The organism is Enterobacter sp. PTB (genome assembly GCF_051130085.1).
Taxonomy (GTDB): domain Bacteria; phylum Pseudomonadota; class Gammaproteobacteria; order Enterobacterales; family Enterobacteriaceae; genus Enterobacter; species Enterobacter ludwigii.
Map to the genome: position 1 here is coordinate 275,325 of NZ_JBDKEE010000001.1, position 15,744 is coordinate 291,068.

A 15,744-nucleotide genomic window follows, 5' to 3' on the forward strand; every position below is an offset into this window, starting at 1 on the left:
TTTCCTGCATTCTTTTAACCGGAGAATAAAGACTGGAAACAGATTACCACAGTTCACTCGCTCAAACTGCGACGGAAGCGGCTCAGCACCTGGCTATCCAGCCCCAGGCAGTCGCCCTGTAATTCGGCACTTAATTTCGCCATAAACTGGATGAGAAAATCGGCGTTGTGTTGCGCAAGTTCGCGCCCCACGTCTGTGTGCATTGTATCAGGCAAGCGCAGCAGCTTGGTCTGAAAATGGTCGAGGGCAAAGGCGCGATCATTAAGGGTACGCGCGTCGGCAAACGGGTCTTCTGCGTTAAAGAGCGCCACGCCCAGCGCCCCCGATACCGCAAAGACGCGCGCAAGACCAATAGCACCAAGCGCTTCCAGCCGGTCAGCATCCTGAACAATTTTGGCTTCAAGACTGTGCGGCGCGATACCGGCGCTAAAACTGTGCGCTTCAATGGCATGCCCCACGGCTGCATAGCGTTCAGAGGAGAAATCCGGAAAATCGCGACGCAGAATGTCGAGCGTCTTGCTGGCCGCCAGACGTGATGACTGGCTGCGTTGGGGATGGTTTTTCGGCAGGCTGACAATGTCATGGAAATAACAGGCGGTCAGTACCACCAGTGAATCGACCGCCTGGTTCGCCATGATTTTTTGCGCCGTCATCCAGACACGACGAAAGTGCGAAATATCATGCGCAGCGTCGTGGGTCGCGTGGTTTTTATCGAGCCAACGCTCAAAGCGAGACTGCCACTGCGTAAGTTCCATCATCACGTCCTGTTGTTAAAACGGCTACAATAGCAACTTTCCCCGCCGCTATCACGGCTTGTCCTGACAGGGACGCGTGTACCCTGCATTCCCGAGGAAATATATTTAATATCAATTGGAGATATTAAATAATATTGCCGCTAAATACTTAATGATAATTTATTTCTATATATCCCAAACTCTAATTCACCAGAAAAATAAAGCGACAGATAGAAATGTTTTGCAATATTTCTACGATTTTAATTACATTTATTTTTGAACCAAAATGACATTGCGTAGAATAGTATCAATTCTGTAATGACAGAGAGTGATTACATATATTCATATTAATTATCTTTAAAGGGAATATATAATGAAAAGAAAAGTTCTGGCAATTCTCGTACCCGCGCTATTAATGGCTGGCGCAGCACATGCAGCTGAAATGTATAACAAAAACGGCAATAAAGTTGATCTGTACGGTAAGATCGATGCGCGTCATACCTTCTCTGACCACCCTGGGGATGATGGCGATGAAACCTATGTGCAAATTGGTTTCAAAGGCGAAACACAAATCACTAACGATGTTATTGGTTATGGCCAGTGGGAATATAAAACCTACGCCAATAATACCGAAGACGCCGGTGATACTTCATTTAACCGTCTGGCGTACGCTGGCCTGAAATATGGCGAATACGGTTCATTCGATTACGGTCGTAATTACGGCGTCGTGTATGATGTTGAAGCCTGGACCGATATGCTGCCCGTATTTGGAGGCGATTCTTATACCTGGACCGACAACTTCATGGTCGGCCGTGCAAACGGTGTGGCGACCTACCGTAATGCCGATTTCTTCGGCCTGGTTGAGGGTCTGAACTTTGCGCTGCAGTATCAGGGGGCAAACGAAGGTCAGGACGCAACAGAAGATCAGGAAGGGACCAAGAACGGTCATAACGACGTGCGTTTCCAGAACGGTGACGGCTTCGGTATGTCCACGACCTATGATTTCTCCGGCGATCTGTCTGGCCTGACCTTAGGCGCGGCCTACTCCTCTTCTGACCGTACCAATGAGCAGGAAGCGAAGGGTATACAAGACAGCGCACGTTTCGCCGGCGGTAAGACTGCGGAAGCGTGGACCGTTGGCGCGAAATATGATGCCAACAGCGTTTATCTGGCGATGATGTATGCGCAAACCCGTAATATGACGCCATATGGCGATACCGGGATTGCGGATGAGACGCAGAACTTTGAAGCCGTAGCGCAATACCAGTTCGACTTCGGCCTGCGTCCGTCCCTGGCATGGGTTTACTCCAAAGGCAAGGACATGACTTATCCTGGCAATGCGGGTAACCCACAGGGCCAGCATGGCGACATGGATCTGGTTAACTATATCGACGTCGGTATGACCTACAGCTTTAACAAAAACTTCTCCACCTATGTTGATTACAAAATCAACATGCTGGACAACGACGAAAGCTTCTACGAAGCAAACGGCATCTCTACAGATGACATCGTTGGCGTAGGTATGACGTACCAGTTCTAACTTCCCACTATGATAAAAGCCCGCATCGCGGGCTTTTTTTTATTCAACAGAGAAATGTTATGGAGCTTCCTGCAGTGCCAGACGAATAAAACCGTTATTCTGCGCCAGCAGTTCATGCGCCTTCCAGGCATCCAGCCCTGTCAGCACCATCAGCACCGCTGTTTTACAGTTATGGTTGCAGCTCTCCAGCGCGGCTTTCGCCGCTGACCGGGTGCATCCCCCCGCTTCCATGACGATGGCAATTTGCCGTTCAGACCATTTGGTGTTGCTGGCGTCCAGATCCACGCGCAGGTTGCTGAACACGCGTCCGGTTCGAACCGCCAGGCCGGTGGTTATCATGGTCAGGATCATTTTTTGTGCGATCCCGGCTTTGGTATTGATATAACCCGCGATCGCGTCCGCGCCAAGCTCCGGGGCAATCACCATGCTCGCCAGCTGCGCGGCTTCACTTTGCGCGTCATCCGTAATAGCCGCGACCGGGGAACCCAACGACCACGCATGGCGCATCGCGCCCCAGACCCACGGTGTTTTTCCGCTGACGGTGACCGCCAGCATCATATCTTGTTCACCAAATTTGATGGCCTGCAGGTCGGCGACACCGCGCTCGTAGCTGCCCGCCTCCTCTCCCGCCGTTATGGCGATCACAGGCGTTTTTCCCGGGGCATACTCATCGGCAGCCTGCTGCGCGACACGGCCTGACGGGCCGGCGCCAACAATGACCAGACGACCACCGTGACTCAGGGTCGCAGCGGCGTTATCCACCACGCGGGCGATCGTTGTTAAACATGGGGTTATTGCAGCGGAGATGAGGGCATCATCCTGGTGAATGACTTTCAGCATGTCCAGCGTGGACAATCTATCGATATTCATCGTGCTGGCGTGCCGTCTTTCCTTGACCGAACCGGTAAGCGTAATGCTCATAAACAACCTCCTTATTATGAGTACCCCTACACTATAAAGTGTTTTAGACAGGTGACCTGCGAGGAGGGTCACGAAAAGAGGACCGAATCCATGCCTTTACATGGCTTTAAGAAACGCGCGTCATCGGCGATAATTACCCCTTTCTTAATCATCGCGGAGTTTTGATGAGCGATTTGCAGCCCTTCCTCCTGACGCGCAAGCGCCCCATGAAACTGAACACCCTGGTCACGTTAATGGTGTGCGCGATTATCGGTTCTGTGCTGCTGGTGGTATTTGCGCTCTATTCCGTCCAAATCACCCGTGCCACCCGCGATGATGTTAAGGATACGGCCCTTGGGATCGCGCGAACGCTGGCCGACAGTCCCGAAATTCAACGCGGTCTGATGCAGGCTCCCCAGGCGGATATTATTCAGCCTATCGCCCAGGCGGTCACCAGGCGCAACGACCTGCTCTTCACCGTGGTCACCGACATGCGCGGTATTCGTTACTCGCACCCGAACGAAGCCCTGCTAGGTCTGCACTTTATCGGCGATGACCTGACGCCCGCGCTGGAAGGAAAGGAGCATGTCGCCGTTAACCGGGGTGCCCTCGCGGAAGCGCTTCGCGTCTTCACTCCCGTCTTTGATAGCCAGCACGAGCAGATCGGCGTGGTGGTGGTCGGTATCTCCCTTAAAAAAGTGGAAGATCAGATTGCCCGTGGGCGGCTTAACGCCGTCTGGACCATATTATTCAGTATATTGATGAGCTCGCTGGCCATCTGGGGCCTGGTTCGCGTGCTCAAACGTATCCTGTTCGGCCTTGAGCCGTATGAGATCTCTGCGCTGTTCGAACAGCGGCAGGCCATGCTGCAGTCGCTTCGCGAAGGGGTACTGGCCGTGGATATTCAGGGTCGGGTGACGATGATTAACCACACCGCCAGAGAAATATTGCTTCTGCCTTCCGGCAAACAGACCGAAAATGCCAGTGCTCCCCTGCTGGCAAGCCTGCGGGAAGTCTCGAAGAGCGGCATTGCGCGCAAGGATCAGGAGATCAGCTGCAACGGGCGACTCTTGCTGTGCAACATGGTGCCTGTTAAAAGCCAGGAGCGGGTTATTGGTGCCATCACCACTTTTCGCGATAAAACGGAAATCAGCCAGCTGATGCAGCGTATCGATGGCATGGTCAATTATGTCGATGCCCTGCGCTCCCATACGCACGAGTTTATGAACAAACTGCACGTGATCCTCGGTCTGCTGCATATGAAGCGCTACGACAAACTTGAAGAGTACATCATCCAGACGGCGCATAATTATCAGACCGATATTGGTACCATTCAGAGCAAAGTTAAATCTCCGGTGATAGCCGGGTTCCTGCTGGGTAAAATTAACCGGGCTAAGGAAGCAGGGATCGCCCTGACGCTGGCCGATGAGTGCCAGATACCGGATACCGCCAACGAAGAGCAGGTTGCGGTGCTGATTACCGTGCTGGGTAACCTCATTGAAAACGCGCTCGACGCGATGGAAGGACAGCAGGAAGGCGAAATTGGCCTGCTGCTACATTATCAGAATGGCTGGCTCAGTTGCGAAGTCAGCGACGATGGCCCCGGTATTGATCCGGCTCAGCTCGAGGCTGTTTTTACAAAGGGCTTCTCAACCAAAGGCGAAAATCGCGGCGTTGGGCTGTTCCTTGCTCGTCAGCAGATCCAGAACCTGGGCGGAGACATTACCGTCGAGTCTGAGCCTGGCGTATTTACCCAATTTTTTGTTCACATCCCCTGGGATAGCGAGAGGAATATCGCGTGATAAATGTGTTAATTGTCGATGATGACGCCATGGTGGCCGACCTCAACCGTCTGTATGTCAACCGTGTTGAAGGCTTTAGCTGCTGCGGCGTCGCCTCCACGCTCAACCAGGCCAGGGCCATCATTAACGACCCCAGCCAGCCTGTCGATCTGGTGCTGCTGGATGTCTATATGCAGCAGGATAACGGGCTGGATCTCCTTCCCGTCATCCGTGCCTCAGGCCGGCCGATTGATGTCATTATGATCTCCTCCGCCGCCGATGCCGCCACCATCCAGACCTCCATCCATTACGGTGTGGTGGATTATCTGATTAAACCGTTCCAGTTCCCGCGTTTTGAAGAGGCGCTGAACGGCTGGAAGGCAAAGCACAACCTGATGGGATCGCATCAGTACTATGAGCAGGCCGACGTCGACAGATTGATCCACGGCGGTGCGCCGGAACTGGCGGACAGTAAAAAACTGCCGAAAGGGTTAACGCCGCAAACGCTGCGTACGATTTGTCAGTGGATTGATGCGCACCCGGAGACGGAGTTTTCCACCGATGATCTGGCAAACGCGGTTAATATCTCACGCGTGTCCTGTCGCAAATACCTGATCTGGCTGGCGCAAATCAACATTCTGTTCACCAGCATTCACTACGGTGCCACCGGGCGGCCAGTGTATCGCTATCGCCTGCAGCCCGAGCAGACGGCACTGCTCAAGCAGTACTGTCAGTAACGCGGTAGCTGTTATCCAGCAAGGTAAAGCGGAAGTGGTGCGCTGAAGAGAGCACCACTTCTTTTGTTTTGGTCACGAAGATTGCTTCAATGTCGGGTCGTGCACGCAGCGCTGAACAGCCTTTACTGACGCCCATGCCGTACATCAGCGTGGTCCAGATATCACCGTCAATGGAGTTTTTCGAAATGATGGTGACGCTGTCCAGTTCGTTATCCAGCGGATAGCCGGTACGCGGGTCAAGTATGTGGTGATAACGCCTGCCATTTTGCTCAAAAAAGCGTTCGTAGGTACCCGATGTCACCACCGACATGTTCTCTACGGTCATCGTACCGATCAGCGCCTCCCCGGCGAACGGTTTTTTGAGCCCCACGCTCCAGCCCCCTTCTGGTGAACCCAGCGTCTGGATATTACCGCCAAGATTAATAAGCCCCAGTTGAGCACCCTCTTTACGCAGGTAATCGCGCACTCTGTCTGCGATATAGCCTTTGGCGATGGCCCCCAGATCAATCTCCATGCCCGCCCGGGTCAGGAACACGCTGCTGCTGGCCTCATCAAGGAGCACATCCTCAGGATGGGTAATGGCGAGCAACGACGCGATTTCATCGGCAGGCGGAACGCTATCTCCCCGAAAACCGATTTTCCAGCGTTTCACCAGCGGGCCGATGGCCAGGTTAAATGCGCTGTCCTTGAGCTGGCTTGCCGCTTTCGCACAGCGGATAAGCTCAAAAACCGGGCGACTGACGGTGACAGGATGCTGACCGGCAGCATGGTTGATATCCATCACCTGCGAGCTGGCACGGTTGACGGTCAGCAGGTCTTCATACTGTTTAATCAGTCTAAAAACGCGAGAAGCGAGGGCTTCATCATGAGAGAAAAGCTTCAGGAGAATGGGCGATCCCATCAGAACGGCGGAGTAACTGTAGACGCGGTGGTCAGAAGACATGGTGCAAGCTCCCTGGTTGAAATGCCGGATACACGGCGCGTATCCGGCATACCCTTATGGCTGACTTACGCCCTTTTCGCGCGCATCGCCGCCTGATGTCCGGCAAGCGTACCAAAAATAATGATATCTGCCACCGCGTTACCCCCGATGCGGTTACCACCGTGGATACCGCCGACCACTTCACCGGCCGCAAATGCCCCTGGCAGCACGTTGTGGTTGCTGTCCAGTACGCAGGTTTCGGTGTTAATGGTCACACCGCCCATGGTGTGGTGCACGCCCGGCGCAATCTGAATGGCATAAAATGGCCCTTCGTTGATTGGTGCACGCAGCGCGGTCGTACGGCCAAAATCGTCATCGTGCTGTTTTTCAACAAACCCGTTGTAACGCTCCAGGGTCGCCAGGAAAGCGTGATAATCCATACCCAGGGCTTCAGCCAGCGCTTTAGGTGAGCTGGCGCTGGTGACAAATCCTTTGGCGATGTACTCATCTGCCGCTTTGTTTTTGGCGCGGACATGCTCATCAAAGACGATGTAAGCGTATTTCTCCGGCAGGGCGATAATTTGTGCAGAGACTTTATCGCGGGTTTCCATCTCGTTGAAGAAACGGTTCCCCTGCTGGTTCACCAGAATCGCCCCGCCACCGCGGATGGATTCGGAAATCAGGTACGAAGTTTTCTGCTCAACGGTTGGGTGGATCTGGATTTCCCCCATATCGACCGTACCGGCGCCAATACGCTCCAGCAGCGCGATACCGCCCCCTGTCGCCCCTTTGTGGTTGGTGGTCACGAAACCTTCCAGGTCAGGACGGTACTTAACCACCATCTGGCTATTGGCGCTGAAACCACCGGTAGCCACAATGACGCTTTTGGTTGCTACGGTAAGGGTTTCGTTTTCTTCCGTGGTCAGACGTACGCCGGTGACTTCGCCGTTCTCGAAGAGAATGTCGCTGACCGACGTATCGAGCATGACCTCGATGTTGCGTTTGTTGACGTTACGCACCAGGCCGCTAATCAGATAGCCGCCCACCGCAGAACCGTCTTTTGGACGGTGAGTACGGTCGATGCTCATCCCGCCGGTGGTGGTGATGTCGTTGAGCATAATGCCGCGGGTCGCCAGCCACTCGATCGCCTGCGGGGCATTTTCCACAAAGCGGCGCAACAGTTCCGGGTTGTTCTTGTTTTTACCGCCTTTCAGGCTTTCCTGATAAAACAGCGCTTTGCTGTCCTGAATTCCTTTCACCCGCTGGAAGCGTGTTTCCGCGGCGTTCATCCCCGCAGACGCTTTAATGGTGTTACCGCCGATGGAGGGCATTTTCTCGACAATCAGCACGCTTGCGCCTTCGTCATGCGCCTGGATTGCTGCGGCCAGACCCGCGCCACCGCTACCGACCACCACAACGTCAACGCTTCGGGTCTCGTTCGGGTCGACACCCTCTTCGGCTGCCAGCGCTTTGCTGGATTTCAGCATGGCTTTAGACACCGCTTTTTTGACCGCTTCACTCTGGCTGGTTGCACCGGTAATGGCATCCACGTGCGGGGTGTTTGCATCCAGAATACGGGTGCGGATCTCTTCGAAGCTGGTGACAAACTCAACGTCCTGGGTCGGGCCAGAAGCCAGTTCAATGTCGGCGATGCGGTCGGTCTCCAGGCTGACGTTAATCACCAGTTCGTTGCTATCGTCCCGAACATTCTCAATAAACATGCCCGGTTTAAATTTCGATTCACCCATGCTCATATCGCGGATCATCGCCTCCACCAGCGAGAAACGCCACAGCGGCTCAGGGATGCTTAGCGCTTCGCGTCGGGTGCTGTCCATAAACAGTTCCAGCGTTTCTCCCGCCGCGATGCGGTCTGTCCAGTCCGGGTAGGCGATAGTGGCGCGGCCTACAGCGATAAGATCGTAGCCATGTTCCAGCGCCTCGTTCGCATCCGCGGCATTGACCACGCCTCCGACACCCATGACCGGCACCTGCGCCAGCGTGTCAGAACGCATTGCGCGGTATTTTTCGATAAGCGGGGTCGGATCCTGCGTGTCGACAATAGAAGGACGCAGGGTTGCGCCAACGGAGAAGTGCAGATAATCCACACCGCGCGCGGCCAGCTTTTCCAGCAGGTACATGGTGTCTTCAAAGCGGATGCCCGGCTCTTCCAGCTCTTCAGGGGAGAAGCGATAGCCGATGATAAAGGCGTCATCGGCGTACTGGCGCACCATTTTATGGGTGATGTCGAGCACGGCCAGCGGGAATTTCGCGCGGTTATCGCGGCTGCCACCCCACTCGTCGTCACGCTGGTTAGAGTTTGGAGAGTAGAACTGCTGAATCAAATAGGTGTTGGCCCCATGGATTTCAACGCCATCGAAACCCGCCTGAATCGCACGGCGTACTGCTTCACCGAACTTACCGATCATCCCTTCGACTTCTTCCCCCGTCAGGGCAACCGGCGTGGCGGCGCCGTCACGTGGCGCGGCAACGGCACTTGGCCCCACCGGCGTGCGGCCACCGATCAGTTTCGGATCAACCATGCGGCCGCCGTGGTAGATCTGCAGCAGCGCTTTAGAGCCTTTGGACTTAATCGCCTCAGCGATCTTCGCCAGCCCGGCGATTTTCTCGTCGTTATCAATGCCAATCGCACCCGGGAAGGCGAGACCGAGATCGTCAACAAAGCAGCACTCAACAATAATGGTACCAATACTGCCTGAGCGGGCGCGATAGTACTCAACCAGCTCGCTGGTCACCGTACCGTCGTAATAACCGGTACAGGTCGTCATAGGGGCCATTAACAAACGGTTTTTCAGTTCGGTACCATTCGGTAATGTGAAGGGGCTTAGAATACGTTCGTTAGTGCTCATAATAGAAACTCCAAACTTTAAAATTAAGAATTCGTTATCGGGCTCAGTTTTATTTCGATTTTTTATTCCGATGTCATAATACTAATATAATGATTTTTTTAGTTTCTAAAGCTATTACGTTAGTTAAAAAACTATTTAATCCCTTCAATAACATTAATAACACATTGGTGTTAGCAATATTAATTACTCCATTCACAATCCTTTAAACACCGTTAACGTATCAATGACCTTTTCACGATCCCAAGAGACAAAAACAAACCATTAAAAACAAAGAGTTATATGAAAATAGTTATTTGAAATGTTAACAACATTGAGTAAAATCCATATCAAAATAAATAATACCCACATACGCCAGAGTGGTTATTATCAACTGAACAAAAACACCACCGCAACTCTATTTTTTTGATCGCGATCAAGCATCGAGACAGTCAAAGGCGCAATATATAAATATCATCAATTTTTAATTTAGCGCATCAAAAATGCGTTAAATCGCTATTGCTGAAATAGCAAATGCGCACCTTTAGTAACTAAATAAAATAAAAGCAAACTAAAGAAAGCAAATGAATATTTCAGCGCATAACCGGATTCCTGACAACTTAAGACGCGAAACTATGAATACAAAAACTGCTGTAACGCCCCCTGTGGTGAGTCAAGCATCCAACGGAAAGGCAAAACGTCTGCTAATGATGGCATTGCCCATTGTCGTTGCCGTGCTGTTACTGTTTGTTCCGGTCCCGGAAGGGCTTCCTCCTTACGCGTGGCACTACTTCGCTATCTTTGTCGGCGTGATTGTCGGTTTGATCTTCGAACCGCTGCCAGGCGCGGTCATTGGCCTGACCGGCGTCGTGGCGATTGCGCTCTGCAGCCAGTGGGTGTTGTTCAGCCCGGAACAGCTGGCTGACCCGAAATTCAAACTGGCGGGTGCCTCCTTTAAATGGGCCGTGAGCGGTTTTGGTAACTCTACCGTATGGCTGATTTTCGGTGCCTTCATGTTTGCCGCAGGCTATGACAAAACCCGCTTCGGCCGCCGTCTGGCACTGATTCTGGTGAAATATCTGGGTCGTCGCAGCCTGACGCTCGGTTACGCTATCACCTTCGCGGACCTGCTGCTGGCACCGTTTACACCTTCCAACACCGCGCGTAGCGGCGGGACCATCTATCCGATTATCGCTAACCTGCCGCCGCTGTATGGTTCGAAACCAAACGATCCAAGCGCGCGTAAAATTGGTTCTTACCTGATGTGGGTGGCGATCACCGCGGCCTGTATTACCAGCTCAATGTTCCTGTCTGCCCTCGCGCCGAACCTGCTGGCGCTGGCGCTGGTGAAAAGCACCGTGGGGATCGACATCTCCTGGGGCACCTGGTTTATCGCATTCCTGCCGCTGGGCGTGCTGCTGATTCTGACCATGCCGCTGCTGGCCTACTGGTTCTACCCGCCTGAAGTTAAAGTGAACAACGAAGTGCCACTGTGGGCGACCCGTGAACTGGAAAAACTGGGCAAACTGTCCCGTAACGAAATCCTGCTGCTGATTTTCGTCTGCTGCGCGCTGCTGATGTGGATCTTCGCCGCCGCGTGGATTGAACCGGCGATGGCTGCACTGTTAATCGTGGGTCTGATGCTGTGGACCGGGGTGCTGGAGTGGAACGATATCACCGGGAATAAAGCCGCCTGGAACACCTTCGTCTGGTTCGCCACCCTGGTTGCGCTGGCGGATGGCCTCTCCTCCACGGGCTTCATTAGCTGGCTGGGTAAAGAAGGCGGTCTGCTGATGAGCGGTATCTCGCCGGGTGTTGCCACCATCGTACTGCTGCTGGCGTTCTACCTGCTGCACTACCTGTTTGCCAGCACCACCGCACACACCACGGCGCTGCTGCCAGCGATGCTGACCATCGCCTCTACCATTCCGGGCATGAATATGGAGGTGTTCGTCCTGCTGATGGTGACCTCCCTGGGTGTCATGGGGATTATCACCCCTTACGGTACCGGCCCTAGCCCTATCTACTACGGTAGCGGCTACCTGCCAACCAAAGACTACTGGCGCCTCGGCACCATCTTTGGTGCCATCTTCCTGGCGGCCCTGCTGCTGATTGGTTATCCGTGGATGTCCATGATGTTCTGATCCCTGACCGCCGGGCTACCTCTCCGGCGGTTTTATTTTTTTGGAGCAATACGCTATGTCAAACAAACCGTTTTACTACCAGAACCCCTTCCCTCTTGCACACGACGATACCGAATACTATCTGCTGACCAAAGAACACGTCTCTGTTGCCGAATTTGAGGGTCAGGAGATCCTGAAAGTGGAACCCGAAGCGCTGACGCTGCTGGCACAGCAGGCCTTCCACGACGCCGCCTTTATGCTGCGCCCTTCGCATCAGAAACAGGTTGCCGCTATTCTTAACGACCCACAAGCCAGCGAAAATGATAAATACGTTGCCCTGCAGTTCCTGCGCAACTCTGAAATCGCGGCCAAAGGCGTGCTGCCCACCTGCCAGGATACCGGCACGGCGATCATCATGGGTAAAAAAGGCCAACGCGTCTGGACAGGTGGCGGTGACGAAGCCGCACTGAGTCGGGGTGTCTATAACACCTACATCGAAGATAACCTGCGTTATTCCCAGAATGCCGCGCTGGATATGTATAAAGAGGTCAATACCGGCACTAACCTGCCTGCGCAGATCGATCTCTACAGCGTCGACGGGGACGAGTATAAATTCCTGTGCATGGCAAAAGGCGGCGGTTCCGCGAATAAAACCTATCTCTATCAGGAAACCAAAGCACTGATTACCCCGGCGAAGCTGAAAAACTATCTGGTTGAGAAAATGCGTACCCTGGGTACCGCGGCCTGCCCGCCTTACCATATTGCCTTCGTGATTGGGGGAACGTCGGCAGAAGCGACGCTGAAAACCGTTAAGCTCGCCTCAACGCGCTATTACGACGCGCTGCCCACCGAAGGCAACGAACACGGTCAGGCGTTCCGTGATGTTCAGCTCGAACAGGAACTGCTTCAGGAAGCACAGAACCTCGGCCTGGGCGCACAGTTTGGCGGGAAATACTTCGCCCATGATATTCGCGTGATCCGTCTGCCGCGCCACGGTGCCTCCTGCCCCATTGGCATGGGCGTCTCCTGCTCCGCTGACCGCAACATCAAAGCCAAAATCAACCGCGACGGGATCTGGATTGAAAAACTGGAGCACAATCCGGGCCAGTATATTCCTGAATCCCTGCGCCAGCAGGGCGAAGGCGACGTGGTCAGCATCAATCTGAATAAGCCGATGAAGGAGATCCTGGCCCAGCTTTCTGCTCATCCGGTTTCTACCCGCCTGTCGCTGAACGGCACCATCATCGTGGCGCGCGATATTGCCCACGCGAAGCTGAAAGAGCTGCTCGACAACGGTGAAGAACTGCCGCAGTACGTCAAAGACCATCCAATCTACTACGCAGGCCCGGCCAAGACTCCGGAAGGCTATGCATCAGGCTCTCTCGGCCCAACCACGGCAGGACGGATGGATTCGTACGTCGACCTGCTGCAGTCTCACGGTGCGAGCATGATCATGCTGGCGAAAGGCAACCGTAGCCAGCAGGTGACCGATGCCTGTCATAAGCACGGCGGTTTCTACCTCGGCAGCATCGGCGGCCCGGCGGCGGTACTGGCACAAAACAGCATCAAGCGTCTGGAGTGCGTGGCCTATCCTGAACTGGGTATGGAAGCCATCTGGAAAATCGAAGTGGAAAACTTCCCGGCGTTTATCCTGGTGGATGACAAGGGTAACGACTTCTTCCAGCAGATCCAGAATCAGCAGTGCAATGGGTGTTCACAGCGCTGAGTTTTTCCACAACGCCGGTAACAGCGACAGCGTTTCAGCGATCCTCTCTCGCTTGTTGCTTCCCGGCTTCCAGATGGTCACCATCGTCTGACTTATCCCCTGGCTGCCCACTTCGGTGTGCAGCCTTTTTACCTTTTTCCACCCGGTCGGCTGGAAATGCGTCGGTAAGAATCCCCAGCCGCATCCCTGCTCCAGCAGGGCCCGCAACATCTCCAGCTCATTGGTGAAAAGGGTGTGCCCCGAAATCTGCAGACGACGCGCCACCGGCTCATCCGAGGCGGCGTGCATAATCACCTGCGGCACCAGCGACAACTCAAGCAGCGACAGCGGCTGCGTGGCTTCGGCGAACAGCGTGTTGCAGGCGTAGAAATCCATATCGATCGCCCCGAGCGCCCGCCACTCCATTTCATTACCCACACTGCGATTACGTGCCTGGCAAATGCCCAGATCCGCCTGCCCGCTGGCCAGCATCGCTTCAGCCTCATCCCGGGAGGCGCTGACCAGGCTCAAACGTAAATGTCGCTTCGCCATCTCGCCAATCAGCGCCTGCAAAAATGGCCTTGAGGTAAAGGGATCGTAAACCAGCGTGATGTCCTGCGTAGCACGCTCCGGTACCGCGCTGGCAAATGCCTCAAAGGCTTTCACCTGGCGCATCAGCAGGTGCGCCTGCCGCTGCAGTTGCTCGCCCTCAGGGGTCAGACGCAGCGTGCGTCCTTCACGCACAAACAGCCTGTACCCTAATCCATCTTCGAGAAAATCAATCAGGTCGCGCAGCGTCGTACGATCTTTCCCGAGCTTCATCGCCGCTTTTGCTAGGCCACCGTATTCCACCACGGCGGTAAACGCTTCCAGTTGGGCAAAGGAATAAATTACCGTCGTCACGCCTCTCTCCATTCAGTTTTCGGGGGGAATTTCCCCCATTACGCGTTTTTTATTATAAGCCGCGGGTTCTTAAACTGAAGGCGTTCCTAATCACAGCGAGAAAAATGATGAATTGTCCTTCACTGAACCGCACGCTGCTGGCGGGCGTTGTAATTAGCCTGTGCAGCGCTCTGTTTGCGCCTGTCGCGCTGGCTGCCTGCGACGGTACTGACCTGAACACCTGCCCTGCTCCGTTCGACAAACAACTTCCTGACACGCACATGATGCTCACCTGGAGCCAGGCGGATCGCGTGGTCGGCTTTCGAAATGACTACCGCAACTACGCGGGAGATGTGTTCCATCACGGCAACGCCACGCCGCTGCTCAGCGCAGAGAAACCGCTCACTGACGCCCGCTATCAGGTTAACGGCATGACCTATAACCTACAGGACTACCTGAAACGTCAGAACGTGAGCGGCATGCTGGTACTGAAAGACGGCAAAATCGCGTGGAAATATCTCGGCGAAGGCAATACGGATACGACGCTCTGGACCTCCCGTTCGGTCGGGAAATCCGTGGTCTCAACGCTGGTTGGCGTGGCTCTCAAAGAGGGAAAAATTCGCTCACTCGACGACCTGGTCACGCAATACGAGCCAGACCTGAAAGGCACCGCCTGGGACGGAGTGACGTTAAAACAGCTGATCACCCACACCTCCGGCGTGGCATGGAACGAAGACTACACCAATCCCGCCTCCGATTTCGCACAGCTCACCGAGTGTGAAGCGAAACCAGGCACCTATGACTGCGTGCGTAAGCTGGTGTCCGGGCTAAAACGCGAACACCCGGCAGGCCAGCACTGGTCTTACTCCTCCGGTGGCGCCTGGCTGTTGGGTGACGTGCTTGAGCGTGCAACGGGCATGACCCTGGCCGCCTATCTTGAGAAGAGCATCTGGCAGCCGTACGGCATGGCGAGCGACGGTGTATGGCATGCCTACCGTAAAGGTCAGCATGATGTCGGCGCGCATGGCTTTAACGCCACGCTGGAAGACTGGGGACGCTTCGGGGAGTTTATACTGCATAACGGCACACTACCGAATGGCAAACAGATCCTGCCTGACAACTGGGTGAAAGACGCCTCACGCTGGACGCAGGCTGATGGCTCTGTCTCTGACGCACACCCGACCAGCTTGTACGGCTATCAGTGGTGGAACAACGAAGTGCCCGTCACGGCCACGAAGGTGGTGCCCGCGGCGAATGAGTCGCTGAAAGGCTCGCTCTGGGCGCTGGGGATCTTTGGGCAGATGATCATGGTAAACCAGGCGGAAAATCTGGTGATCGTTCAGTGGTCCACCTGGCCGCAGGCCGAACCGTCGTTTAGCGCTCAGCCGCTGGAAGCCTCACTGATGTTCAGTGCGATTGCCAACGCGTTGCGGTAAGTCGCGGTAAGTGATAGTTAACAGCCAGGCATCGCCTGGCTTTTGTATTCGCTGCAAACAAGGGTGCCTCTGCGCGATGTCACAAAACGGCAATATCAGTGACTTACCCAAACTGGTGAATAAAAAATCAATTAATTGTTA

General features: G+C 54.3%; 11 protein-coding genes. 6 read left to right on the forward strand and 5 right to left on the reverse strand.

Annotated features, from left to right (window positions below; all coding sequences use genetic code 11):
- Positions 1-53: 53 nt before the first annotated feature.
- Positions 54-755, reverse strand: coding sequence for a phosphohydrolase (locus AAIR21_RS01425; protein WP_183516641.1), 702 nt, complete (start codon positions 753-755; stop codon positions 54-56).
- Positions 756-1,107: 352 nt separating this feature from the next.
- Between AAIR21_RS01425 and ompC the strand changes: the two genes are divergently transcribed.
- The gene (ompC, locus tag AAIR21_RS01430; RefSeq protein ID WP_183516179.1) at positions 1,108-2,274 is read left to right on the forward strand and encodes a porin OmpC; all 1,167 of its coding nucleotides are present in this window, start codon (positions 1,108-1,110) and stop codon (positions 2,272-2,274) included.
- Positions 2,275-2,331: 57 nt separating this feature from the next.
- Here the strand turns inward: ompC and AAIR21_RS01435 are convergent, their stop codons facing one another.
- Entirely contained in the window at positions 2,332-3,195 is an 864-nt protein-coding gene (locus AAIR21_RS01435; protein ID WP_020883324.1) for an N-acetylmuramic acid 6-phosphate etherase, read from the reverse strand.
- A gap of 164 nt (positions 3,196-3,359) precedes the next feature.
- Here AAIR21_RS01435 and AAIR21_RS01440 point away from each other — a divergent pair, with 164 nt between their 5' ends.
- Positions 3,360-4,976 carry a sensor histidine kinase gene (locus tag AAIR21_RS01440; protein ID WP_183516178.1) on the forward strand — a complete coding sequence of 539 codons (1,617 nt, stop codon included), beginning with the start codon at positions 3,360-3,362 and terminating at the stop codon, positions 4,974-4,976.
- Positions 4,973-5,692: a two-component system response regulator DcuR gene (gene dcuR, locus AAIR21_RS01445; protein WP_059306562.1), complete on the forward strand. Its 720-nt coding sequence runs from the start codon at positions 4,973-4,975 to the stop codon at positions 5,690-5,692. The genes AAIR21_RS01440 and dcuR overlap by 4 nt, the downstream gene beginning before the upstream one ends.
- Here dcuR and AAIR21_RS01450 read toward each other — a convergent pair.
- Positions 5,673-6,635: an FAD:protein FMN transferase gene (locus AAIR21_RS01450; protein WP_063924789.1), complete on the reverse strand. Its 963-nt coding sequence runs from the start codon at positions 6,633-6,635 to the stop codon at positions 5,673-5,675. The two genes, dcuR and AAIR21_RS01450, sit on opposite strands and share 20 nt — an antisense overlap.
- Positions 6,636-6,700: 65 nt before the next feature.
- Positions 6,701-9,481, reverse strand: coding sequence for a flavocytochrome c (locus AAIR21_RS01455; protein ID WP_183516177.1), 2,781 nt, complete (start codon positions 9,479-9,481; stop codon positions 6,701-6,703).
- A gap of 611 nt (positions 9,482-10,092) precedes the next feature.
- Between AAIR21_RS01455 and AAIR21_RS01460 the strand changes: the two genes are divergently transcribed.
- Positions 10,093-11,601, forward strand: a complete 1,509-nt coding sequence (locus AAIR21_RS01460; RefSeq protein ID WP_194372952.1) for an anion permease — start codon at positions 10,093-10,095, stop codon at positions 11,599-11,601.
- A 55-nt stretch (positions 11,602-11,656) separates the two neighbouring features.
- Entirely contained in the window at positions 11,657-13,306 is a 1,650-nt protein-coding gene (gene fumA / locus AAIR21_RS01465; RefSeq protein ID WP_183516176.1) for a class I fumarate hydratase FumA, read from the forward strand.
- Here the strand turns inward: fumA and AAIR21_RS01470 are convergent.
- Entirely contained in the window at positions 13,295-14,200 is a 906-nt protein-coding gene (locus tag AAIR21_RS01470) for a LysR family transcriptional regulator (RefSeq protein WP_183516175.1), read from the reverse strand. The two genes, fumA and AAIR21_RS01470, sit on opposite strands and share 12 nt — an antisense overlap.
- Positions 14,201-14,295: 95 nt before the next feature.
- Between AAIR21_RS01470 and AAIR21_RS01475 the strand changes: the two genes are divergently transcribed.
- Complete coding sequence (locus AAIR21_RS01475) at positions 14,296-15,603, forward strand: serine hydrolase domain-containing protein (protein WP_183516640.1); 1,308 nt, start codon at positions 14,296-14,298, stop codon at positions 15,601-15,603.
- Positions 15,604-15,744: the final 141 nt, after the last annotated feature.

Bases quoted from the DNA above. Each gene is read 5' to 3' on its own strand.
- AAIR21_RS01440 (WP_183516178.1), top strand. From the start codon at position 3,360: ATGAGCGATTTGCAGCCCTTCCTCCTGACGCGCAAGCGCCCCATGAAA.
- fumA (WP_183516176.1), top strand. From the start codon at position 11,657: ATGTCAAACAAACCGTTTTACTACCAGAACCCCTTCCCTCTTGCACAC.
- AAIR21_RS01435 (WP_020883324.1), bottom strand. From the start codon at position 3,195: ATGAGCATTACGCTTACCGGTTCGGTCAAGGAAAGACGGCACGCCAGC.
- ompC (WP_183516179.1), top strand. From the start codon at position 1,108: ATGAAAAGAAAAGTTCTGGCAATTCTCGTACCCGCGCTATTAATGGCT.
- AAIR21_RS01455 (WP_183516177.1), bottom strand. From the start codon at position 9,481: ATGAGCACTAACGAACGTATTCTAAGCCCCTTCACATTACCGAATGGT.
- AAIR21_RS01460 (WP_194372952.1), top strand. From the start codon at position 10,093: ATGAATACAAAAACTGCTGTAACGCCCCCTGTGGTGAGTCAAGCATCC.
- AAIR21_RS01470 (WP_183516175.1), bottom strand. From the start codon at position 14,200: ATGGAGAGAGGCGTGACGACGGTAATTTATTCCTTTGCCCAACTGGAA.
- AAIR21_RS01425 (WP_183516641.1), bottom strand. From the start codon at position 755: ATGGAACTTACGCAGTGGCAGTCTCGCTTTGAGCGTTGGCTCGATAAA.
- AAIR21_RS01475 (WP_183516640.1), top strand. From the start codon at position 14,296: ATGAATTGTCCTTCACTGAACCGCACGCTGCTGGCGGGCGTTGTAATT.
- AAIR21_RS01450 (WP_063924789.1), bottom strand. From the start codon at position 6,635: ATGTCTTCTGACCACCGCGTCTACAGTTACTCCGCCGTTCTGATGGGA.